The sequence below is a fragment of the Arenimonas sp. genome, assembly GCF_035721105.1.
Classification (GTDB): domain Bacteria; phylum Pseudomonadota; class Gammaproteobacteria; order Xanthomonadales; family Xanthomonadaceae; genus Arenimonas.
This window is the reverse complement of the sequence record NZ_DASTNG010000015.1, coordinates 12,378-31,887: the sequence shown is the minus strand read 5'-3', so window position 1 is coordinate 31,887 and position 19,510 is coordinate 12,378. Positions and strand designations below refer to the sequence as shown.

Annotated in this window: 23 protein-coding genes; 13 read left to right on the top strand and 10 right to left on the bottom strand. The window is 72.6% G+C overall.

The genetic code is table 11. The annotated features are described in order from the left end of the window. Positions 1-146: 146 nt before the first annotated feature. Complete coding sequence (locus VFQ84_RS01555; RefSeq protein ID WP_325128509.1) at positions 147-1,493, top strand: M24 family metallopeptidase; 1,347 nt, start codon at positions 147-149, stop codon at positions 1,491-1,493. A 66-nt stretch (positions 1,494-1,559) separates the two neighbouring features. On the opposite strand, the gene VFQ84_RS01550 is transcribed toward VFQ84_RS01555, so the two are convergent. Continuing rightward, positions 1,560-2,516 (bottom strand): DUF808 domain-containing protein, encoded by a 957-nt coding sequence (locus VFQ84_RS01550; protein ID WP_325128507.1) that lies wholly within the window; start codon positions 2,514-2,516, stop codon positions 1,560-1,562. 136 nt (positions 2,517-2,652) lie between these two features. Here VFQ84_RS01550 and VFQ84_RS01545 point away from each other — a divergent pair, with 136 nt between their 5' ends. Further along, positions 2,653-3,228 carry a hypothetical protein gene (locus VFQ84_RS01545; protein ID WP_325128505.1) on the top strand — a complete coding sequence of 192 codons (576 nt, stop codon included), beginning with the start codon at positions 2,653-2,655 and terminating at the stop codon, positions 3,226-3,228. Continuing rightward, a complete protein-coding gene (locus tag VFQ84_RS01540; protein WP_325128503.1) occupies positions 3,225-3,839 on the top strand; it encodes an SRPBCC family protein in 615 nt (204 codons plus the stop codon). Before VFQ84_RS01545 ends, VFQ84_RS01540 begins: the two co-directional genes overlap by 4 nt. Before the next feature lies 1 nt (position 3,840). Here VFQ84_RS01540 and VFQ84_RS01535 read toward each other — a convergent pair whose 3' ends face one another. Beyond that, a complete protein-coding gene (locus tag VFQ84_RS01535; RefSeq protein ID WP_325128502.1) occupies positions 3,841-4,551 on the bottom strand; it encodes an RNA pseudouridine synthase in 711 nt (236 codons plus the stop codon). A 302-nt stretch (positions 4,552-4,853) separates the two neighbouring features. On the opposite strand from VFQ84_RS01535, the gene VFQ84_RS01530 reads away from it, so the two are divergent. After that, on the top strand, positions 4,854-5,714 hold the full coding sequence (locus tag VFQ84_RS01530) for a pseudouridine synthase (RefSeq protein ID WP_325128500.1): 861 nt from the start codon (positions 4,854-4,856) through the stop codon (positions 5,712-5,714). Here the strand turns inward: VFQ84_RS01530 and VFQ84_RS01525 are convergent. Further along, the gene (locus VFQ84_RS01525; protein ID WP_325128498.1) at positions 5,711-6,586 is read right to left on the bottom strand and encodes a DMT family transporter; all 876 of its coding nucleotides are present in this window, start codon (positions 6,584-6,586) and stop codon (positions 5,711-5,713) included. The genes VFQ84_RS01530 and VFQ84_RS01525 overlap by 4 nt on opposite strands. A gap of 49 nt (positions 6,587-6,635) precedes the next feature. Between VFQ84_RS01525 and VFQ84_RS01520 the strand changes: the two genes are divergently transcribed. Next, positions 6,636-7,001 carry a DUF6164 family protein gene (locus VFQ84_RS01520; protein WP_325128495.1) on the top strand — a complete coding sequence of 122 codons (366 nt, stop codon included), beginning with the start codon at positions 6,636-6,638 and terminating at the stop codon, positions 6,999-7,001. Here VFQ84_RS01520 and VFQ84_RS01515 read toward each other — a convergent pair whose 3' ends face one another. From VFQ84_RS01515 to VFQ84_RS01505, 3 genes are read right to left on the bottom strand one after another with little or no spacing between them, the layout of a single operon-like run. Beyond that, positions 7,002-7,439: a barstar family protein gene (locus VFQ84_RS01515; protein ID WP_325128493.1), complete on the bottom strand. Its 438-nt coding sequence runs from the start codon at positions 7,437-7,439 to the stop codon at positions 7,002-7,004. Then, positions 7,436-7,900, bottom strand: coding sequence for a ribonuclease domain-containing protein (locus VFQ84_RS01510; protein ID WP_325128492.1), 465 nt, complete (start codon positions 7,898-7,900; stop codon positions 7,436-7,438). Before VFQ84_RS01510 ends, VFQ84_RS01515 begins: the two co-directional genes overlap by 4 nt. A 53-nt stretch (positions 7,901-7,953) precedes the next feature. After that, positions 7,954-9,120, bottom strand: coding sequence for a GGDEF domain-containing protein (locus VFQ84_RS01505; protein ID WP_325128490.1), 1,167 nt, complete (start codon positions 9,118-9,120; stop codon positions 7,954-7,956). Between the two features lie 125 nt (positions 9,121-9,245). Between VFQ84_RS01505 and VFQ84_RS01500 the strand changes: the two genes are divergently transcribed. Both VFQ84_RS01500 and VFQ84_RS01495 read left to right on the top strand, forming a co-directional pair. Further along, positions 9,246-9,806, top strand: a complete 561-nt coding sequence (locus VFQ84_RS01500; protein WP_325128488.1) for an NAD(P)H-dependent oxidoreductase — start codon at positions 9,246-9,248, stop codon at positions 9,804-9,806. Between the two features lie 8 nt (positions 9,807-9,814). Continuing rightward, on the top strand, positions 9,815-10,720 hold the full coding sequence (locus tag VFQ84_RS01495) for an acyltransferase (protein ID WP_325128485.1): 906 nt from the start codon (positions 9,815-9,817) through the stop codon (positions 10,718-10,720). A gap of 3 nt (positions 10,721-10,723) precedes the next feature. Here VFQ84_RS01495 and ypfJ read toward each other — a convergent pair whose 3' ends face one another. Next, positions 10,724-11,602 carry a neutral zinc metallopeptidase gene (ypfJ, locus tag VFQ84_RS01490; protein WP_325128483.1) on the bottom strand — a complete coding sequence of 293 codons (879 nt, stop codon included), beginning with the start codon at positions 11,600-11,602 and terminating at the stop codon, positions 10,724-10,726. A 64-nt stretch (positions 11,603-11,666) separates the two neighbouring features. Beyond that, positions 11,667-12,935: a lytic murein transglycosylase gene (locus tag VFQ84_RS01485; RefSeq protein ID WP_325128481.1), complete on the bottom strand. Its 1,269-nt coding sequence runs from the start codon at positions 12,933-12,935 to the stop codon at positions 11,667-11,669. 79 nt (positions 12,936-13,014) lie between these two features. Between VFQ84_RS01485 and VFQ84_RS01480 the strand changes: the two genes are divergently transcribed. From VFQ84_RS01480 to dbpA, 4 genes are read left to right on the top strand one after another with little or no spacing between them, the layout of a single operon-like run. Further along, positions 13,015-13,686, top strand: coding sequence for a glutathione S-transferase (locus VFQ84_RS01480; RefSeq protein ID WP_325128479.1), 672 nt, complete (start codon positions 13,015-13,017; stop codon positions 13,684-13,686). A gap of 31 nt (positions 13,687-13,717) precedes the next feature. Continuing rightward, entirely contained in the window at positions 13,718-14,116 is a 399-nt protein-coding gene (locus VFQ84_RS01475) for a hypothetical protein (RefSeq protein WP_325128477.1), read from the top strand. 24 nt (positions 14,117-14,140) lie between these two features. Beyond that, positions 14,141-14,752: a rhomboid family intramembrane serine protease gene (locus VFQ84_RS01470; RefSeq protein ID WP_325128475.1), complete on the top strand. Its 612-nt coding sequence runs from the start codon at positions 14,141-14,143 to the stop codon at positions 14,750-14,752. Positions 14,753-14,786: 34 nt separating this feature from the next. Next, entirely contained in the window at positions 14,787-16,157 is a 1,371-nt protein-coding gene (dbpA, locus tag VFQ84_RS01465; protein WP_325128473.1) for an ATP-dependent RNA helicase DbpA, read from the top strand. A gap of 72 nt (positions 16,158-16,229) precedes the next feature. On the opposite strand, the gene VFQ84_RS01460 is transcribed toward dbpA, so the two are convergent. Beyond that, on the bottom strand, positions 16,230-16,421 hold the full coding sequence (locus VFQ84_RS01460) for a hypothetical protein (RefSeq protein ID WP_325128471.1): 192 nt from the start codon (positions 16,419-16,421) through the stop codon (positions 16,230-16,232). 227 nt (positions 16,422-16,648) lie between these two features. Here VFQ84_RS01460 and VFQ84_RS01455 point away from each other — a divergent pair, with 227 nt between their 5' ends. Further along, entirely contained in the window at positions 16,649-17,362 is a 714-nt protein-coding gene (locus VFQ84_RS01455; RefSeq protein ID WP_325128469.1) for a pseudouridine synthase, read from the top strand. 59 nt (positions 17,363-17,421) lie between these two features. Next, positions 17,422-18,249 carry an FKBP-type peptidyl-prolyl cis-trans isomerase gene (locus VFQ84_RS01450; RefSeq protein WP_325128467.1) on the top strand — a complete coding sequence of 276 codons (828 nt, stop codon included), beginning with the start codon at positions 17,422-17,424 and terminating at the stop codon, positions 18,247-18,249. Here the strand turns inward: VFQ84_RS01450 and VFQ84_RS01445 are convergent. Next, positions 18,227-19,480 carry a TIGR03862 family flavoprotein gene (locus tag VFQ84_RS01445; protein ID WP_325128465.1) on the bottom strand — a complete coding sequence of 418 codons (1,254 nt, stop codon included), beginning with the start codon at positions 19,478-19,480 and terminating at the stop codon, positions 18,227-18,229. The genes VFQ84_RS01450 and VFQ84_RS01445 overlap by 23 nt on opposite strands. Between the last annotated feature and the right edge of the window lie 30 nt (positions 19,481-19,510).

The following is a 19,510-nucleotide window of genomic DNA, read 5'->3' as shown; positions in this document are numbered from 1 at the left end:
TGCCGCAGGTCATCCGCCAGCTGCTGCCGGTCCTGCGCCTGCTGGGCCCCGGCCAGCGCGCCCAGCTCATCCAGTTCCTGCAGCGCCTGGGCTGAAGTCCCCCGGGCTTGGCTATGATCGGGCGAGTCCCTTCGCCGGAGTTCGTCATGCGCCTTCGATCCGCTGCCTGCCTGTGCCTCGCCCTCGCCCTGTCGCCGCCGCTGGCCGCGTTCGAACAGGGGCGGGTGGTCCAGGGGGAACCGGCGGTGCTGGCCCCGCGCGAGCGGGTCGCGGTCGAGAACCGCATCCTCGCCGAGCGGCTCGACACCCTGCTGCCGCGGCTGATGGCCGAGACCGACATCGACCTGTGGCTGGTGCTTTCGCGCGAATACGCCGAGGACCCGGTCTATTTCACGCTGGTGCCGCAGCCGACCTTCGCGGCGCGCCGCACGACGCTGCTGGCCTTCCATCGCAAACCGGACGGAAGCGTCGACCGGCTGGTGGTCAATCGCTATCCGCTGGGCGAACCCTATGCCTCGGTGTGGTCGGGCGGCGACCTCGACGCGCAGTGGCAGGCGCTGGGCCAGTTGATCGCCGAGCGCGACCCCAAGCGCATCGGCATAAACGTCTCGCGCCAGTGGCCGATCGCCGACGGCCTGAGCAAGGGCCTGCACGAGCGCCTGCTGGCGGTCCTGCCCGAGGGCTACGCGGCGCGCCTGGTCTCGGCCGAGGACCTGGTGGTGCGCTGGACCGAGACGCGCACAGCTTCCGAGCAGGCGATCTATCCGCACATCGTCGCCATCGCCCGCAGCGTGGTGTCGGACGCGTTCTCATCGAAGGTGATCACGCCCGGCGCCACCCACACCGACGACGTCGCCTGGTACATCCGCCGCCGCTTCGAGTCGCTGGGGCTGCCGGTGTGGTTCATGCCGGACGTGAACTTCCAGCGCGTTGGCCTGGCCTGCGAGGAGGACGCGCCGTTTTGCGGCAGCGAGGGCATCATCCAGCCCGGCGACGTGCTGCACACCGACGTCGGCCTGTGCTACCTGAAGCTGTGCACCGACACCCAGGAAATGGGCTACGTGCTGCGCCCGGGCGAAACCGAGGTGCCCGCCGGGCTGCAGGCCGCGCTGGCCGACGGCAATCGCTGGCAGGACCTGCTGACCGGGAATTTCCGCACCGGGCGCACCGGTAGCGAGGTGCTGGCGGCCACCCGTCGCGACGCCGGCAAGGCGCGCCTGGTCTCGAGCACCTACAGCCATCCGATCGGCTTCTTCGGCCATGCGGCCGGGCCCACCATCGGCATGTGGGACGACCAGAGCGGCGGGGCCGACGGCGGCGAATGGCCGCTGCATCCCGACACCGCCTACGCCATCGAGGGCAACATCAAGGCCCGCGTGCCCGAGTGGGGCCGGCAGTGGGTGCAGGTGAAGCTGGAGCAGAGCGCGCTGTTCGACGGCGAGCGGGTGACCTACCTCGCCGGCCGCCAGACCGCCTGGCACGTCGTGCGCTGAGGCACGGCCGGCGCCGGATCGCCGGCGCGACCGGCGCGCGCGTCGGGGCCGCGGCCGGGAAGCGGCTCAGTCCGCCGGTGTCGCCGGCCGGCCGCGCAGCTTGCCCCAGGCGGTGACGCCCAGCACCACGGCGATGCCCGCCAGGATGCCGAACCCCGCCTCGGCCAGCATCGAGACCGGCAGGCCCCAGCTGCCCGCCGGCGTGATGCCCTGCACGAAGTGGTGCACGGCGGGGATCGCGTGCACCAGGATCTGGCCACCGACCAGGAACATCGCGGCGGTGCCGGCGATGGCCAGGAACTTCATCAGCCACGGCGCCGCGGCCAGGATGCCGCGGCCCAGGGCGCGCTTGGCGCGGCGGGCCGGGCCGTCGCCCGGCAGCCGGCTCAGGTACAGGCCGGCATCGTCGAGCTTCACGATGCCCGCGACCAGGCCGTACACGCCCACCGTCATGATCGCGGCGATCGCCGCCAGCACGCCCACCTGGGTGGGGAAATCCTTGGCCGCCACCGTGCCCAGGGTGATCACGATGATCTCGGCCGAGAGGATGAAGTCGGTGCGCACGGCGCCCTTGATCTTGTCCTTCTCGCGCACCACCAGGTCCACCGACTCATCGGCCACGGCCTCGCGCAGCTCGGCCGCGCGCTGTTCGCTGTCGGCCGGGTGCAGGAACTTGTGCATCAGTTTCTCGACGCCCTCGTAGCAGAGGAAGGCGCCGCCGACCATCATCAGCGCGGTCACGATCGGGACCTGGATGCCGCGGCTGGCCAGCCACTGCTCGAGCGCGCTGATGGCCAGCGCCGCCGGCACCAGGATCAGCTTGTTCACCGCGGAGCCCTTGGCCACGGCCCAGACCACCGGCAGCTCGCGGTCGGGCTTGACGCCCGCGACCTGCTGCGCGTTCAGGGCCAGGTCGTCGCCGAGCACGCCGGCGGTCTTCTTGGTGGCGACCTTGGTCATCACCGAGACGTCGTCCAGGATGGTGGCGATGTCGTCGAGCAGGGCAAGCAGGCTGGAGGCCATGACGGGTCCGGGGCATTGGCAGGCCGCGATTCTCGCATCCACGCGCCGCCGAAGGGGAGGGGACCGCCGCCGGGCGGCGGCGCCGGGGCCGGTCGGATCGCTAGAATCGACAAACACAACCGGTCGGGAGCAGGCCATGACGGACATTCGCAGCGTGGCGCGGGGCATGGGCGCGATGGGGCTGTTGCTGGCCCTGGCGGGATGCAGCGGCGCGCCGGAAGGGGCGGGCGCGTCGGAAGATCCGGCGACGGCGTCCGAGCGCGCCGGACTGGTGGCCCGGCGCGACCAGGTCGCGGCCGACCAAGCCGCGGTCGGCGCGTTCCGCATCGCCGGCACGCGCTATCGGCTCGAGGCGCAGGACACCGGCTGGAACCGGCCGTACCTGGATTTGGTGATGGAAAACGGCACGGCCCTCACGGTCACCCGCTTCACCGTGCAGGCCTCGCTGGAGTCGCCGGGGCGCGCCCAGCCCTGGATGCAGCAGGCGCTGCAGGTGCCGGTGCCGGGCGGCATCGCGCCGGGCGCGACGCACACGGTCACGCTGACGCCCAGTCCTGACTCGCCCTGGGCCTTGGCCAATGCCACGCCGGAGGCGGCGATGAAGGTCCGGGTGCTGGACGTCACCGCGTCGACGGGCCAGCTCTACCTTGGCGACGGGTCGTTCAGTCCCGACGATGCGCGGCGCCTCGCGCAACTGGACGGTGCGCCGTGAGCCGCGGCGCACGCACCGATGGCCCGGGCCACGCCGCGCGCCGCCGCGCGGTGCCCCGGCGCTGGCACCGTGTGCTGCTGGCGACGACGGCGGCGTTCGCGATCGCCGGCGTGGCGCAGGCCGAGGTCAAGGACAGCACGCCCGCCGGGTTCACGATCGAGAACACCGTGGTGGTGCCGGTGGATGCCGAAACCGCCTGGGACGCGCTGGTCGACGACGTCGACGCCTGGTGGCCGCGCGACCACACCTGGTGGGGCGAGGCGTCGACGCTGGTGATCCAGCCGCGTGCCGGCGGCTGCTTCTGCGAAACCGCGGGCGACCGCGAGACCGTGCACTTGCTGGTCACCTTCGTCGACCCGGGCCGGACGCTGCGCCTCACCGGTGGCCTGGGCCCGCTGCAGGGCATGGCCCTGGACGGCGCGTTGGAGTTCCGCCTGGCCCCGTCCGACGCCGGCGGCACGCGCATCACGCTCTGGTACCGGGTCGGCGGCTACACGCCGGACGACCTGTCGAAGTTCGCGCCGGTGGTGGACCGCGTGCAGGCGCTGCAGCTGGGCGGGCTGGCGCGCCATCTGTCGGGGACGCGCGCGCCGATCGAGGAAGAGTCCTGACTCAGAAGCGCTCGCTGGGCGGCAGGTAGCGCCACTGACCCGGCGGCATCTTCGTCAGCGGGATGCGGCCGAGGCGAATGCGGCGCATCGCCACGGCGCGCAGGCCGACCTCCGCGCACAGGTGCGCCAGCAGGCCCGGGCGCACGCCCTTGATGGCGAAGCGCAGGCGCTGTTCGCTCTGCCAGCTGACCTTGAATGCCGCCACCGGCCAGCCTTCGAATTCGGTGCCGCGGCTCAGGCGGTTCCAGCCGTAGGGCGAGAGTTCGCCTTCGACGTCGACGATGAATTCCTGTTCGAGCTTGCCCGCGTCCTCGGCCAGCCGGCGGACCACGCGGCCGTCCTGGCTGAGCACCAGCAGGCCGCTGGCGGCGTCCTCCAGCGACATCGCGACCTGTTGGTGCGCGAAGTGGCGCTTGTGCACGCGCCAGCCGCTGTCGTCGCCGTCCCAGCGATTGGCCGGCGTGGCCAGCGCCAGCGCCGCGTCGGCCGACAGGCCGGCGGGTTTGTGCAGGACGAAGGTGGCGGGTTCGGCCGCCTCCAGCCGGGCGGCCGGATCCAGGGTGACCTGCTGGTCGGTGACCTTGAACTGCGGCTCTTCCACCACGACGCCATCGACCCGGACCCAACCGCCCTGGACGTACTGCTCGGCTTCGCTGCGCGAGCAGCCGGCGATCTCGACCACGCGTTTGGAGAGACGGACGGGTTCGGTCATGGGAAAGGGGCCTTCGGAACGGGCCCCATTGTAGGCGCCCCGGCACAGGCACGGGGCGCCGGGACGGACGCCGGGCGGCGTCCGTCCCGAGGGTCAGGCCTTGCCGGACTTCTTGGACTGCTTCTCGGCGCGCTTTTCCTTCAGCGTCTTCTCCGGCTTCTTCTTCTCGGTCTTCTTCTGGTTCAGGCCCTTGGCCATGGTGGACTCCGTGCAGGATGGTTCCGGGCGGCCCATGCCGCCCGGTGCGCACAGCTTGCGCCGAGGCCGGCGCTTTTTCCACGGGGCCGGGCGACAATGCCGGCATGGACGATCGCTTCGCCAGTCGCCTGCAGCTGCCGCCCGGCCCGTGGCCGACCGTGCTCGACGCGCTGTGCGAACGCTTCCCGTCGGTGTCGCGGGCGCAGTGGCAGGACCGCATGCAGCGCGGCCTGGTCCGCGACGCCGCGGGACGGCCGCTGGACCTGGCCGCGCGCCACCGCACCGGACTCGAGCTGACCTACCGGCGCGAGGTCGCCGACGAAGTGCCGGTGCCGTTCGAGGAAACGGTGCTGTACCGGGACGCGCACCTCGTGGTCGCCGACAAGCCGCACTTCCTGCCGGTGACGCCCTCGGGCGATTACCTGGAGCACACGCTGCTGCGGCGGCTGCAGCGCCGGCTCGATCTCCCGGACCTGGTGCCACTGCACCGCATCGACCGCGCCACGGCGGGGCTGGTGCTGTTGTCCTGCGATCCGGCCTCGCGCGGGGCCTACCAGGCGCTGTTCCGCGAGCGGCGGATCGAAAAGGACTACCTCGCCCGGGCGCCGGGCCTGCCCGGCCTGGCCTTCCCGCACGTGCGCCGCAGTCGCCTCGTCGCCGGCGAGCCGTTCTTCCGCATGCGCGAGGTCGCGGGCGAGCCCAACGCCGAAACCCGGATCGAGGTGCTGGCGCGCGGCGAAGGCGACTGGCTCTACGCGCTGTCGCCCGTGACCGGCCGCAAGCACCAGCTGCGCCTGCACCTGGCGGCGCTGGGCGCGCCGATCCGCAACGACCCGCTGTATCCCGACCTGTCGCCCGCGGCCGAGGACTTCGCCCGGCCCCTCATGCTGCTGGCCCGGCAACTGGCCTTCGTCGATCCGGTCAGCGGCGAGCGGCGCGCCTTCGAGAGCCTGCGCGGGCTCTAGGCCCGGCGCCAGTCCAGCGTCAGTGCGATGCCGCCCAGCACCGCCAGCGAACCCAGCGCCAGCCGCAGGTCGATGGCTTCGCCCAGCAGCAGCACGCCGGCCAGCGCCGTGATCACCGGCACGCTCAACTGCGCGCTGCCTGCCGACTGCGGCGACAGTCCGCGCAGCGCCGCATACCAGATCGCGTAGCCCAGCCCCGACGTGAGCGCGCCCGAGGCCAGCGCCAGCAGCGCGCCCTCGAAGTCCGGTTTCAGCCAGGGCCAGGCCAGCCCCGCGGCCAGTACGGCCAGCGGCGCGGCGCGCATGAAGTTGCCGGTGGTGGCGGCCAGCGCATCCGGCAGGCCGCGACCGCGCAGCGTGTAGATGCCCCATGCCGCGCCGGCGGCGAGCATCAGCAGTGCCGGCGTCAGGGGCGGTGCGCTGAGGCCCGGCCAAAGCAGGCCGACGAGGCCGGCCAGCGCCAGCCCCAGCCCCAGGGCCTGCAGCGCGCGCCAGCGCGTGCCGCCCAGCAGGCCCGCCACCAGCATCGTCGCCTGCACGGCGCCGAACAGCAGCAGGGCGCCGGTGCCGGCGCTGAGTGCGGTGTAGGCGTAGGAGAACGCGAGCGCATAAACGAACAGGGCCGCGGCCGAGCGCCAGCTGCCGGCGGCGGGCAGCGGGCCCGGGCGCACGGCCAGCAGCACCACCAGCATCATCGCGCCCGACAGGATGCGGATGGCGGTGAAGCTGGCCGGGTCGATATCGGTGTGCGCCAGTGCCGCGCGGCACAGCAGGGAATTGCCGGCGAACGCGAGCAGGGCGAGCGTGGCGAGCCCGGCGGTGCGAAGGCGGGTAGGTGCGGAGGGCGCGTCGGGCGACGGTGCGGCAGGCATGGGTCGGGCAGGTCCGGATTCCGGGCGGGGAGGGCGCTATCATCGCCTGATGGCCAGCCTCCTGTTCAATCTTCGCAACGTATCCGACGACGAGGCCGACGAAGTCCGTGCCCTCCTGCTGGCGAACGAGATCGACTTCTACGAGACGCCGCCGAGTTTCTGGGGCGTCTCGGCCGGCGGCCTGTGGCTGCCCGGCACCACGCAGCTGGCGCAGGCCCAGGCGCTGCTGGCCGACTACCAGCAGGCCCGCGGCGAACGCGTGCGCGCCGAACGCGCGGACGCGCGCCGCGAGGGTCGTGCGCCGGGTACCTGGGACGGCATCCGTGCCCGGCCGGGACAGGCCCTCGGCGCGGTCATCGGCATCGTGCTGATGCTGGCGGTGGTGATCCTGCCGTTCCTGCTGCTGGCGCGCTGATCAGGGCGCCAGCGCCTCGAACTCGTCGTCGGGCAGGGCGATGAAGGCCCAGAACGGCCGGTCAATGTCGCGCCAGACCAGCGCCGCGCCCTCGAGCACCGCAACCAGGGTGGCGAAGCTGTCCGGATCGGCCGCGCGCAGCGCGCCCGGCGCGTGCAGGCCCAGCACGTAGCCTTCCGCCGGCAGCCAGGACAGGTCGCCCAGCGCGTCCGCCAGCGCGTCCCAGTTGTGGCCGAGGCCGGGCGGGAAGGAAAACCCGTCGGCCAGCCGCGCCATCAGTCCGGCCTTGTCGGTGCAGTCCGCCAGGTCGACGGCGACGCAGCGGAAGCCCAGCCCGTCGGCGGCCTCGAGCAGCGGCCCGAGGTCGGACGCCGTGAGGTAGAACGCGCCGGACTGGTCCGGCTCGACCAGCAGCGACTGCAGGGGCTTGAGGCTCATGGCTGCGGCTCGAACCGGCGGAAGCTTTCGTAGTGGTCGTCGGTGTACCAGTACTCGACCGGTGGCCGCCCGCCGGTGACGATGCGGCGCGGCCCGCGATGCGACAGGCCCGGCGTGCGCACGGTGAACTCGCGGTAGTAGCCGCGCGGCCGCGACGGCAGCCGGCCTTCGAAGTTGCTGAACACGCCGCCGTCCTGGCGGTGCGGATACGGGCCGTCGCGCGCGATCAGCGCCAGCGTGTCGCGGGCTTCGGGCGGCAGCCCCAACCGTTCGAAGGCGTCGACCGCGGCGGGGGCGGCCGCCGTGGGCCGGGCGGCTGCGGTCGCGTCGGTCGCTTCGCTGGTTTCGCCCGTGGCGTCGGCCAGCGCGGCGTCGATGCGGGACGGGCCGGCCGGGCCCTGCCAGAACCACAGCAGGGTGGCGATGACGGCGAGGGTGAGCAGGGGGCGCAACTTGCGCATGGCGGGTCCGGCGACGGGGGACCCGAGTCTAGCAAGCGAGGCGGGCCGCTTCCTCAGCCCGGGGGCGCGACGCGCACCTGGTTGCGGCCGGCGCGCTTGGCGGAATACATGGCCTGGTCGGCACGCCGGATCAGGCGGTCGATGTCGTCGTCGTCGTCCGGCAGCGCGGCCACGCCGATCGACACCCGCAGCGGCACCGCGGCACCGTCGGCCAGGAAACCGATGCGCGCCACCGCCGAATGGATGCGACGCGCCGTGGCCTCGGCCACCGCCAGCGGCGTGTCGGGCAGCAGCACCGTGAACTCCTCGCCGCCGTGCCGGCCGACCAGGTCGCGCGGGCGCAGCTCGCTGCGCATCGCCGAGGCCACCAGGCGCAGCGCCTGATCGCCGGTGTCATGGCCGTGTTCGTCGTTGATGCGTTTGAAGTGGTCCAGGTCGAGCACCATCATCGCGCACTGCTGCCCGGGGTCCTGCGCGACGCAGCGCCGCGCCTGCTGCAGGAAGGCGGCGCGGCTCAGCAGCCCCGTGAGCGCGTCGGTGTCGGCGACATCCTGCAGGCGTTCGAGCAGCCGCTCGCTGCCCATCAGCACGAAGCCGAGGCTGGCGACCGCCGGCGCGAGCATGGCGCCGCCCAGCAGCAGGGTTTCCACCCAGGGCTGTTCCACCCACTGGCGCGCGGCGCTGCCCTCGGCCGTGAACAGCAACACGCCGCGCACCAGCAGCACCAGCGCGCACAGCGAGAACGCCGCGCCGACGATGCCGGCATGGCTGCTGGCGCTGCGCGGGCCGCGTGCCGGCCGCAGCGCGACCACCGCGGTGCTGGCGGCGATGCCGGCGCAAAGCAGCGACAGCAGGCCGGTGCGCATCGGCTGGCCGGGCAGGGTGAAGAGCATGATCGCGCTGGCCACCGCCACCAGCAGCACCGGGGCCGCGAACCAGGGCGAGTCGGGCATGCGCCCGCGCGAGGCGACCAGGGCGCGCAGGTATTCGATGAACGAGGCCACGATCAGGGTCTTGCCGGGGACCGCCAGCTCCGGCTGGTCGACGGCCCATTCCAGCAGCAGCCAGCCCAGCGGCGCCAGCAGGATGGCGCGGGCCCAGATGCGCTGCGGACCGGCCAGGTCGTCGGGCTGGCGGGCCGCCGCCGCGTACAGGCCCGCGGACATCGCCGCGGAGGCGAGCAGGGCGATCAGGGCGCTGGCGAAGGGATCGAGATGCACCGGAGGCCCCCCCGAGCCGTGGTGATGGCGGGAGGCTAGCACGGCGGCGGCTGCCCGGGACGACGTCGTTTTCGTAACATGGGCGCTTGCTAGGCTGTCCGCCGGCCCACTTCCCAGGATTCCCCATGTCCAAAGTCTTTGACGTCGCCGTGCTCGTCGGCAGCCTGCGCGCCGACTCCCTCAACCGCCGGGTGGCCCTGGCCCTGGCCGGCATGGCCCCGTCCAGCCTGGCGCTGGACCTGGTCGAGATCGGCGACCTGCCGTTCTACAACCCGGACCTGGAGACCGAGGCGCCGCCGGCGGCCTGGGCCCGGTTCCGCGCGCGCGTGGCCCGCGCCGACGCGCTGCTGTTCGTGACGCCCGAATACAACCGGTCGGTGCCGGCGGCGCTCAAGAACGCCCTGGACGTCGGCTCGCGCCCCTACGGCAAGGGCGTGTTCGGCGGCAAGCCGGGCGCGGTGGTGACGGTGTCGCCCGGCGCGGTCGGCGGTTTCGGTGCCAACCACCACCTGCGGCAGTCGCTGGTGTTCCTGGACGTGCCGGTGATGCAGCAGCCCGAGGCCTACATCGGCGGCGCCGGCGACCTGTTCGCCGAAGACGGCAGCATCGCCAAGGCGGGCACCGGCGAGTTCCTGGGCAAGATCATCCACGCCTACGCCGACTGGGTCGCGCGCCTGGCGCGCTGAGGTCTTCGATGCGATGGCTGCGCGGGGCCAAGGCCCTCTTCGCCGGACTGCTGGTCGTGACCAGCACCCTGGTGCACGTGCCGGTGCTGCTGCTGGTGGCCCTGGCCAAGGCGCTGCTGCCGGTGCGCGCCCTGCGCCCGGCGCTGGACCGGGCGCTGATGGTGATCACCGAGAGCTGGATCGGCGTCAACAGTGCGCTGATCGACCTGTTCACCACCACCCGTTTCGTGGTCGAGGGCACCGAGGGCCTGCGCTACGGCGGCCACTACCTGGTGCTGGCCAACCACCAGAGCTGGGTCGACATCCCGGTGCTGCAGAAGGTGTTCAACCGGCGCATCCCGCTGCTGCGCTTCTTCCTCAAGAGCCAGCTGTTCTGGGTGCCGCTGCTGGGGCTGGCCTGGTGGGCGCTGGATTTCCCCTTCATGAAGCGCTACTCGCGCCAGCAGCTGGCGAAGCGCCCCGAGCTGGCCGGCCGCGACGTCGCCGCGACCCGAAAGGCCTGCGAGAAATTCCGGCACATCCCGGTCTCGATCATGAACTTCGTCGAGGGCACGCGCTTCACGCCGGCCAAGCATGCGCGCCAGGCCTCGCCGTTCGCGCACCTGCTCAAGCCCAAGGCCGGCGGCGTCGCCTTCGTGGTCGGCGCGATGGGCGAGGCGATCGACACCGTGCTGGACGTGACCCTGCACTACACGCCGGCGCGGCCGACCCTGGCCGACCTGTTCGCCAATGGCGTGCGCGAGGTCCGCGTGCACGTCCAGGCGCGGCCGGTGCCGGCGGGTCTGTCCGCAGGTGACTACGAAGCCGACCGCGCGCACCGCGTGCGCTTCCAGGGCTGGATCAACGAGATGTGGCTGGCCAAGGACGCGCGGCTGGCGGCCTGGGAGGCCCCGGGCGCGGCCCGGGGCGGCTGAGGCTCAGAGCCGCTGCGCGGCGAAGGTGTCGCACTGGCGGTAGTCGCCGCCCTCGAAGCCGATGCGGAACCAGCGCACGCGCTGCTCGGCGCTGCCGTGGGTGAAGGAGTCCGGCACCACCTGGCCGCGGGACTGTCGCTGCAGGGTGTCGTCGCCAATCGCGGTGGCCGTGGCCAGCGCTTCCTCGAGGTCGCCGGGTTCCAGCCAGGCGTGGCGCTTCTGGGCGTGGTGGGCCCAGAGCCCGGCGAAGCAGTCGGCCTGCAGCTCCTGGCGCACCAGCGGACCGTCGGCGCCCTCCACGTCGCCGCCGCGGCGACGGACGTCGTTGACCTGGGCCGAGACGCCGGTGAGGGTCTGCACGTGGTGGCCGACCTCGTGCGCGATCACGTAGGCCTCGGCGAAGTCACCGCCGCCGCCGAGGCGCTGCGCCATCTGGTCGAAGAAGCTCAGGTCGATGTAGACCTGCTGGTCGCCGGGGCAATAGAACGGCCCCACCGCCGCCGTGGCGCCGCCGCAGGCCGACTGCACCGAGCCGCTGAACAGCACCAGGGTCGGCGCCGGGTAGCGCTGGCCGCTGGCTTCGAAGATGGCGGTCCAGACGTCCTCGGTCTCGCCCAGGATGCTGGCGACGAACTGCGAGGCTTCGTCGTTGGCCTGCGGCGCGCCGGGCGGGCCCTGCGGCGCCGACGGGGCGGGCGCCTGCTGCTGCACTTCGGCCAGCAGGCCCAGCATCTCCATCGGGCTCTTGCCCATCAGCAAGCCGATCACCAGCACCGCGGCGATGCCGCCGAGGCCGAGCTTGAGGCCACCACCGCCGCCCCGGCCGCCGAGGCCGCGACGATCGTCGACGTTGCTGCTGCGTCTTGCGCTGCGCCACTTCATGGGTCGGTCTCCGCGGGGGACGGCCGATTGTTGCCCAAAGCCGGCCGCGGGGCGAGGACCGGGTTCAGCGCGCCGGCGGCGGCTCGACGGGCAGTGAGTCGACGGGCGGGGTCTCGGCCGGCGGGGTCTCGGCGGGCGCGGCCGCTTCGCTGCGCAGCGCGGCCAGGATGGCCTGGCCGGCGCGGCCGTCGGCTTCGCGGCCCAGGCGCGCCTGTTCGATCGCCAGCGCCGCGCGCGAGCGGGCACCGATCATGCCGTCCACCGCGCCGATGTCGTGGCCGCGGGCGACCAGCAGGGCCTGCAGCTCGCGGCGCTCGGCGCGCGACAGGCCGGGATCGTCGGTGGGCCAGCGCGCCTGCAGGCCGTCGCCGCCGCGCAGCCGGTCCGCCAGCAGCGCGATCGCCAGCGCATAGCTCTCGGCGGCGTTGTAGGAATAGATCGCGTCGTAGTTCTTGAACACGAGGAAGGCCGGGCCCTCGCGGCCGGCCGGCAGCAGCAGCGCGGCCGGGGTGTCGGCGGCGGCCAGCGGCTGGCCGTCGGCACGCACCACGCCGCGTCCGACCCAGTGCGAGAGCGGACGGCGCGACTGGCGGCCGTTCACCGAGGCGTCGAAGCCGTCCGGCAGCCGCACCTCGTGCCCCCAGGGCTGGCCCGGGCGCCAGCCTGCGCGGCGCAGGTAGTTCGCGGTCGAGGCCAGCGCATCGGGGACGCTGCCCACCAGGTCGCGCCGGCCGTCGCCGTCGAAGTCCACCGCGATGCGCGCATAGGTGGACGGCATGAACTGCGTATGCCCGAAGGCGCCGGCCCAGGAGCCGACCAGGCCGTCGGCGGACAGGTCGCCGGAGGCGATCAGCCGCAGCGTCGCGAACAGTTCGCCGCGGAAGAACGCCTGCCGGCGACCCTCGCACGACAGCGTTGCCAGCGAGCCCAGCAGCGGCTTGCTGCCGAAGGTGCGGCCGTAGTCGCTTTCCACGCCCCAGACCGCGACCACCGTGGCCGGGTCGACGCCGTGGCGGGCCTGCACCTGCTGCAGCAGGTCGGCATGTTCGGCCAGCATGGCCCGGCCATCGGCCACGCGCTGGTCGTCGACCAGGCCGGCGAGGTAGTCCCAGATCGCAGTGCGGAACTCGGGCTGGTAGTCGAGCGAATCCAGCACGCCCGGGTCGCGCACCAGGCCCGCGGTGTGCGTGTCCCAGGTCGCGCCGTCCACCCCTTGCGCCAGCGCCTGCGGGCGCAGCGTGGCCAGGCAGGCGTCGAGCGTGGGTTCGGCCGCCACGGCGGGCAGGGCGAGCAGGGCCAGCAGGCCGGGCAACAAGGACAGGGTCGGGCGCATCGGCGAAACCTTACGCGGCGCCGGCTGAATCGTCGCCGGCCGGGCTATGCTCGTGTCTTCCCCGCATCGGATGGCGCGCATGATCACGGTCCACCACCTCGAGAACTCCCGCTCGCAGCGGGTCTTGTGGCTGCTCGAAGAGCTCGGCGTCCCCTACGAGGTCAAGCGCTACGCCCGCGACCCCAAGACCATGCTGGCGCCGCCCGAGCTGCGCCGGGTGCATCCTTTGGGCAAGTCGCCGGTGATCACCGATGGCGACGCGGTGGTGGCCGAATCCGGCGCCATCATCGAGTACCTGGCCGACACCTACGGGCAGGGCCGGCTGCTGCCGCCGCCGGGCGACCCGGCGCGCCGCGCCTGCACCTATTGGCTGCACTACGCCGAGGGCTCGCTGATGCCGCCGCTGCTGATGACGCTGGTCTTCTCCCGGGTCCGCAGCGCGCCGATGCCGTTCTTCGCCAAGCCCATCGCCAAGGGCATCGCCGACAAGGTGATGGCTTCGTTCGTGACGCCCAATGTCGAACTGCACTTCGATTTCCTCGAGGCCACGCTGGCAAAGTCCGAGTGGTTCGCCGGCCCGGACTTCAGCGTCGCCGACATCCAGCTCAGTTTCCCGATCGAGGCGGCGGGTGCCCGTGGCGCCCTGGGCCCCCAGCGCCCGAAGCTGGCGGCCTACCTGGCCAGGATCCACGCCCGCCCGGCCTACCAGCGCGCCCTCGCCACGGGCGGCCCCTACGAACTGATGCGCTAAGCTCGGCCTGTCGCCACCCCGGAGCCTGACCATGAAGTCATCGCTGGTACTGTTGATCGCCCTGGCCGCGCCGGCCCTGGCGCAGGACGCGGACGTTCCCGCCCCGCTGGACCCGGCGGCCTTCGCCGATGCCGTCGCCGCGTGCACCCCGGCCACCCGACGCGAGCCGCACCCCTTCATCAAGGGGTTCGAGATCGAGCATGCCGTCACCGGCGAGTCCGACGGGCGCTGCGACTACGGACAGACCATGCCGGGCGGGATGCACATGCAGTGCCGCCTGGGCGAAGCCGGCCGGGCCAGCCTCGCCGAGGAGTTCCGGGAGCAGGCGGCGGGCCGGATGCAGGGCGGCACCGGCCAGCAGCCGGCCTGGACCCGCGACTGCGAGATCATCACCGCGGATGGCAAGCGCCTGCCCATGCAGGGCGGCTGAGCCGCCCCCCGGACAAGGAAGCCCATGGAATTCTCGATCACCCTGGCGATCATCATCGCCACCAGCCTGGTGTCATGGCTCGGATTCAGCAACGACGCGCTGCGGAACGCGCTGGTGCTCTGGCCGCCGGCGGTGTCGCGCCGGCACGAGTACCACCGGTTCCTCGGCTACGGCATCGTGCATGCCGATTTCATGCACCTGCTGTTCAACATGTTCACGCTGTACTTCTTCGGCCGGCTGATGGAGGGGTTCTATGCCCAGTACCTCGGTCCGCTGGGTTTCCTCTGGTTCTACCTGTCGGCGCTGGTCGTGTCGGCGCTGCCGAGTTACCTCAAGCACCGCGATGATCCGAACTACGTGACCCTGGGCGCTTCGGGCGCGGTGTCGGCCGTGTTGTTCGCCTTCATCCTGCTGCGGCCCTGGGAGCTGATCTACGTCTACTTCATCCCGGTCCCGGCGATCATCTTCGCGGCGCTCTACACCGGCTATTCGGTCTACATGAACCACCGCCAGTCCGACGGCATCAACCACAGCGCCCACCTGTCGGGTGCCGCCTACGGCGTGCTGTTCACGGTGCTGATGGAACCCCGGGTGCTGTCGCACTTCCTGGCCGAGCTGGTGAGCCCGGGCGGCTGAGCCGGGACTCGGCGCGGCCGTGCGAGAATGCGGCATGACCGACTTCTCGCCACTGCCCCTGCCGCCCGAACTGCAGCAGGCCCTGGAGGTACTTGAGTACCGCCAGATGACCCCCGTGCAGGCCGCCAGCCTGCCGCCGATCCTCGCCGGCCGCGACGTGATCGCCCAGGCCCGCACCGGCAGCGGCAAGACCGCCGCCTTCGGCCTGGGCCTGCTGTCGAAGCTGCAGCCCGATGCCGGCCAGGTGCAGGCGCTGGTGATGTGCCCGACCCGCGAGCTGGCCGACCAGGTCGGCAAGGAAATCCGCCGGCTGGCGCGCTTCATGCCCAACATCAAGGTCTCGGTGTTCTGTGGCGGCGTGCCGCTGCGGCCGCACCTGGCCTCGCTGGTGCATCCGCCGCACGTGGTGGTGGGCACGCCCGGCCGCCTGCAGGAGCTGATCGACGAAGGCGCGCTGGTGCTCGATGCGCTGCGCGTGGTGGTGCTGGACGAGGCCGACCGGATGCTCGACATGGGCTTTGAACCGGCCATCGCCGGCATCCTGTCGCAGGCCCCGGCGAGCCGGCAGACGCTGCTGTTCTCGGCCACCTTCCCCGAGGAAATCCGCGCCCTGGGCCGCCGCTTCCAGCGCGAGCCCGAGGAGCACACGGTCGCCGACGGCGAGGTCGCCGCCATCTTGCAGCGCTTCTACGAAGTCGAGGCGCCGCGCAAGACCGACGCCCTGGCCCTGCTGCTGGCCGACGAAAAGCCGGAGTCGGCGCTGGTCTTCTGCAACACCCGCCGCGACGTGCAGCAGGTCGCCGATGACCTGGCCCAGCGCGGCTTCTCGGTGCTGGCCCTGCACGGCGACCTCGAGCAGCGCGACCGCGACGAGGTGCTGGTCTGCTTCGGCAACCGCAGCGTGCAGGTGCTGGTGGCGACCGACGTGGCCGCGCGTGGCCTGGACATCAAGGACCTGCCGCTGGTGGTCAGCCATGGCGTGGCCAGCGACGTGGATACCCACACCCACCGCATCGGCCGCACCGGACGGGCCGGCGGCGAGGGGCTGGCGCTGGCGCTGGTGGCCTCGGACGAGCGCCGGCGCGTGGTCGGCATCGAGGAGCAGTTGGGCAAGGCCGTGCGCTGGGAGCGCATCGACCTGTCGCGCAAGGCCGGCAAGCCGGCGCCGCCGGCGATGACCACCCTGGTGGTGGACGCGGGGCGGCAGGACAAGCTGCGGCCCGGCGACCTGGTGGGCGCGCTGACCGGGGCCGCGGGGCTGCCGGCCACGGCCATCGGCAAGATCGACGGGTTCGCGACCCGGACCTATGTCGCGATCGAGCGCAGCCAGGCCAGCAAGGCCCTGGATAAGCTCAGGGCCGGAAAGATCAAGGGCCGCAACTTCCGGATCCGGAAGCTGGGCTGACGCCGCGAGCGTCGCGCCGCACGGGTGCGGCGACTCCAGCGACTGCCGAAGGCGGCGGTGGGCATCGCCGGCTCAGCGCCAGGGGCGGGCGCCCGCGGCCTGCTGGCGCGGCGCAGTGGCCAGGGCCCGGCGGCGATTGATCTCGGCGTCGAGGCGGCGGTATTCCGGCGTACCGATCTCGCCGGCCATGACGAGTTCCCAGAGCTGGATGGCCAGCTCGTCGTCCATGACCTGGCGGGTGGGGAAGGGGATGACGATGCCCATGGCGTGGTTCCTTGGTGGGGGGATGGCACCGTAGGGCGCTGCATGTTCCATGCCAGCGGGCGCGCCGGACCGTTTCCGCCGACTGCGTCACGTTTCCGGCGCCGTCGGCCCCCAGATTTTCCGGTGCCGGGCGCCCTCGACCACAAGGCCACGGTGACTTGCCCGGCCCGGCGTGACAGGATGCGCGCCACTTCTGACGCGCTGCGGCACCCGGCCGGCCCCCTTCCATGCGAGTGAACAAGCACATCAGCGACACCGGCTATTGCTCCCGGCGCGAGGCCGACCGGCTGGTCAGCGAGCGCCGCGTCACCGTCAACGGGCTGCCCGCCGGCATCGGCACCCAGGTGGAGGAGGGCGACGAGGTCCGGATCGACGGCCAGGTGCTGGCCAAGCGCGCCGCCAGGCCCGGTGTCCGCCGCCACGTCTACATCGCGCTCAACAAGCCGGTGGGCATCACCTGCACCACCGATTCGGCGGTGAAGGGCAACATCGTCGACTTCGTCGGCCACGAGCAGCGCATCTTCCCGATCGGGCGGCTGGACAAGGATTCCGAAGGGCTGATCCTGCTGACCAGCAACGGCGACATCGTCAACGAGATCCTGCGCGCCGAGAACCACAAGGAAAAGGAATACCTGGTCGGCGTGAACCAGCCGGTGACCGAGGAATTCCTGCGCGGCATGGCCAAGGGCGTGCGCATCCACGGCGAGATGACCATGCCGTGCCGCACCCGCAAGATCGCCAAGTTCGGTTTCTCGATCGTGCTGACCCAGGGCCTGAACCGGCAGATCCGCCTGATGTCGGCCGCGTTCGGCTACCGCGTCACCCAGCTGCGCCGCATCCGCATCGCCAACGTCAAGCTGGCCGAACTCAAGCCGGGCCGCTGGCGCAACCTCACCGAAGCTGAACTGCGCGGCCTGCTGCCCGCGCGCACCGAGTGGTGAGCGGCCGCGCGTCTGCTAACCTCCGCGCGGTTCCCCCACGCCCGTCCCGGAGTGCCCCGATGTCCCTGCGATCCCGACTGCTGGTCCTGCTGCTGTGCACGCCCGGCCTGGCCCTGGCGCTGGACCCGATCCGCGCGCCGCAGCCGCTGGCCGCGCCGCCGCCGCAGGCGATCGAGACCGCCAGCGGCATGAGCTACGTCGTGCTCAAGCCGGCCGCGGGGCCCGAGCGCTATTTCTCCGGGGAATGGGTCGAGTACCGCGCCGATGCCTGGAGCTCGGACGGCGTCACCCGCGCCAGCGCCCGCGAGACCGGCCCGACGGTGGCGATGCTGCGCCGGCTGGCCGCGGAACAGCCGGGCCTGGCGCGCGCCATCCTGACCACGCCGATCGGCGAGACCCGCCGCTGGTGGATCCAGCCCGACCGCCTGCTGCCCGGCTACCCGGGCATGCCCAACCTGCTGCACGTGATCGACCTGACGGTGGTCGGCGAGAACAACCCGGTGCAGGTGCCCGCCGACGTCGCCGCGCCGCCGGCCGACGCCCTGCGCACCTCGTCCGGCCTGGCCTACAAGGTGCTGGCGCGCGGGCAGGGCGAAGGCTCGCCCGGCCCGACCAGCGAGATCGTCATCCACTACAGCGGCTGGACCACCGATGGCCAGCTGTTCGACAGCTCGGTGGCTCGCGACCAGCGCGCCGTGTTCCGCCTCGACCAGCTGATCCAGGGCTGGCAGGAAGGCCTGCGGCTGATGTCGCGCGGCGATCGCTATCGCTTCTGGATCCCCGGCCACCTGGCCTATGACATGCAGCCACCGTCGCCGGGCACGCCGCGCGGCATGCTGGTGTTCGACGTGACCCTGTACGACTTCAGCGAGCCGCCGGCGCCCTGAGCCGCAGCCACTGCGCCGCGCCGGCCCCGGCGCGGCGGCCCGAGGCGAAGCAGGCGGTGAGCAGGTAGCCGCCGGTCGGTGCTTCCCAGTCGAGCATCTCGCCGGCGGCGAACAGGCCGGGGTGGCTGCGCAGCATCATCCGTTCGTCCAGCCCTTCCAGCCGGATCCCGCCGGCGCTGCTGATCGCTTCGGCGATCGGGCGCGGGCGCCGCAGCTTCAGCGGCAGGCACTTGATGTTGGCCGCGACCGTCGCCGCATCGTCCAGGCCGTCCTTGCCCAGCACCTCGCGCAGCAGGGCGGCCTTGACGCCGTCCAGGCCGGTGCTGCGACGCAGGTGTTCGCCCTGGCTGCGGCCCTTGCGGGGGCGCGACAGCTCGGCCTGCAGGCGCTCGCGCTCGCGGCCGGGCGCCAGGTCCATCAGCAGCGTGGCGGCGCCCGTGGCGGCCAGGCGGTCGCGCAGCGCGGCCGACAGCGCATAGATCAGGCTGCCCTCGATGCCGTGTTCGCTGGCCACGCATTCGCCCTGGCGCCAGGCCGGCGGCTTCGGGCCCTCGTCGATGGCCAGGCGCACGGGCTTGATCGGCGCGCCGGCGAAGTGCTGCCGGAAGAACGCCGTCCAGTCCACGTCGAAGCCGCAGTTCGAAGGCAGCAGCGGCGCCACGTCGACGCCGGCCGCCGCCAGCGGCCCGGCCCAGGCGCCGTCCGAGCCGAGCTGCGGCCAGCTGCCGCCGCCCAGCGCCAGGATCGTGGCATCTGCCGCGTACTCGCGCGCTTCGTCGGGGGTGTCGAAGCGCAGCACGCCGTCGTCGGACGGACCGCGCCAGCGATGCGAGACATGGAAGCGCACGCCCTGTTCGCGCAGGCGCCGCACCCAGCCGCGCAGCAGGGGCGCCGCCTTCAGGTCGGTCGGGAACACGCGGCCGGAGCTGCCGACGAAGGTGTCCACGCCGAGGCCGCGGGCCCACTCGCGCAGCGCATCGGCGTCGAAGTCCGCCAGCCAGCCCGCGACCTCGGCCTGGCGGCCGGCGAATCGCCGCTCGAAATCGCGTCGCGGTTCCCCGTGGGTGAGGTTGAGGCCGCCCTTGCCGGCGATCAGGAACTTGCGCCCGACCGAGCCCTTGGCCTCGAACACGTCGACCTCGCAGCCGGCCGCGCGTGCGGTTTCGGCCGCCATCAGGCCGGCGGGGCCGCCGCCGATGACGGCGACGCGGGGAGCGGGGAGGGAAGGCATGCGCGCATTCTCCCACGCGCCCCGGCGTCC

Excerpts from the sequence above, each read along its gene's own strand:
- VFQ84_RS01555 (WP_325128509.1), top strand. The coding sequence starts at position 147 with ATGCGCCTTCGATCCGCTGCCTGCCTGTGCCTCGCCCTCGCCCTGTCG.
- VFQ84_RS01550 (WP_325128507.1), bottom strand. The coding sequence starts at position 2,516 with ATGGCCTCCAGCCTGCTTGCCCTGCTCGACGACATCGCCACCATCCTG.
- VFQ84_RS01545 (WP_325128505.1), top strand. The coding sequence starts at position 2,653 with ATGACGGACATTCGCAGCGTGGCGCGGGGCATGGGCGCGATGGGGCTG.
- VFQ84_RS01535 (WP_325128502.1), bottom strand. The coding sequence starts at position 4,551 with ATGACCGAACCCGTCCGTCTCTCCAAACGCGTGGTCGAGATCGCCGGC.
- VFQ84_RS01530 (WP_325128500.1), top strand. The coding sequence starts at position 4,854 with ATGGACGATCGCTTCGCCAGTCGCCTGCAGCTGCCGCCCGGCCCGTGG.
- VFQ84_RS01525 (WP_325128498.1), bottom strand. The coding sequence starts at position 6,586 with ATGCCTGCCGCACCGTCGCCCGACGCGCCCTCCGCACCTACCCGCCTT.
- VFQ84_RS01520 (WP_325128495.1), top strand. The coding sequence starts at position 6,636 with ATGGCCAGCCTCCTGTTCAATCTTCGCAACGTATCCGACGACGAGGCC.
- VFQ84_RS01515 (WP_325128493.1), bottom strand. The coding sequence starts at position 7,439 with ATGAGCCTCAAGCCCCTGCAGTCGCTGCTGGTCGAGCCGGACCAGTCC.
- VFQ84_RS01510 (WP_325128492.1), bottom strand. The coding sequence starts at position 7,900 with ATGCGCAAGTTGCGCCCCCTGCTCACCCTCGCCGTCATCGCCACCCTG.
- VFQ84_RS01500 (WP_325128488.1), top strand. The coding sequence starts at position 9,246 with ATGTCCAAAGTCTTTGACGTCGCCGTGCTCGTCGGCAGCCTGCGCGCC.
- VFQ84_RS01495 (WP_325128485.1), top strand. The coding sequence starts at position 9,815 with ATGCGATGGCTGCGCGGGGCCAAGGCCCTCTTCGCCGGACTGCTGGTC.
- ypfJ (WP_325128483.1), bottom strand. The coding sequence starts at position 11,602 with ATGAAGTGGCGCAGCGCAAGACGCAGCAGCAACGTCGACGATCGTCGC.
- VFQ84_RS01485 (WP_325128481.1), bottom strand. The coding sequence starts at position 12,935 with ATGCGCCCGACCCTGTCCTTGTTGCCCGGCCTGCTGGCCCTGCTCGCC.
- VFQ84_RS01480 (WP_325128479.1), top strand. The coding sequence starts at position 13,015 with ATGATCACGGTCCACCACCTCGAGAACTCCCGCTCGCAGCGGGTCTTG.
- VFQ84_RS01475 (WP_325128477.1), top strand. The coding sequence starts at position 13,718 with ATGAAGTCATCGCTGGTACTGTTGATCGCCCTGGCCGCGCCGGCCCTG.
- VFQ84_RS01470 (WP_325128475.1), top strand. The coding sequence starts at position 14,141 with ATGGAATTCTCGATCACCCTGGCGATCATCATCGCCACCAGCCTGGTG.
- dbpA (WP_325128473.1), top strand. The coding sequence starts at position 14,787 with ATGACCGACTTCTCGCCACTGCCCCTGCCGCCCGAACTGCAGCAGGCC.
- VFQ84_RS01460 (WP_325128471.1), bottom strand. The coding sequence starts at position 16,421 with ATGGGCATCGTCATCCCCTTCCCCACCCGCCAGGTCATGGACGACGAG.
- VFQ84_RS01455 (WP_325128469.1), top strand. The coding sequence starts at position 16,649 with ATGCGAGTGAACAAGCACATCAGCGACACCGGCTATTGCTCCCGGCGC.
- VFQ84_RS01450 (WP_325128467.1), top strand. The coding sequence starts at position 17,422 with ATGTCCCTGCGATCCCGACTGCTGGTCCTGCTGCTGTGCACGCCCGGC.
- VFQ84_RS01445 (WP_325128465.1), bottom strand. The coding sequence starts at position 19,480 with ATGCCTTCCCTCCCCGCTCCCCGCGTCGCCGTCATCGGCGGCGGCCCC.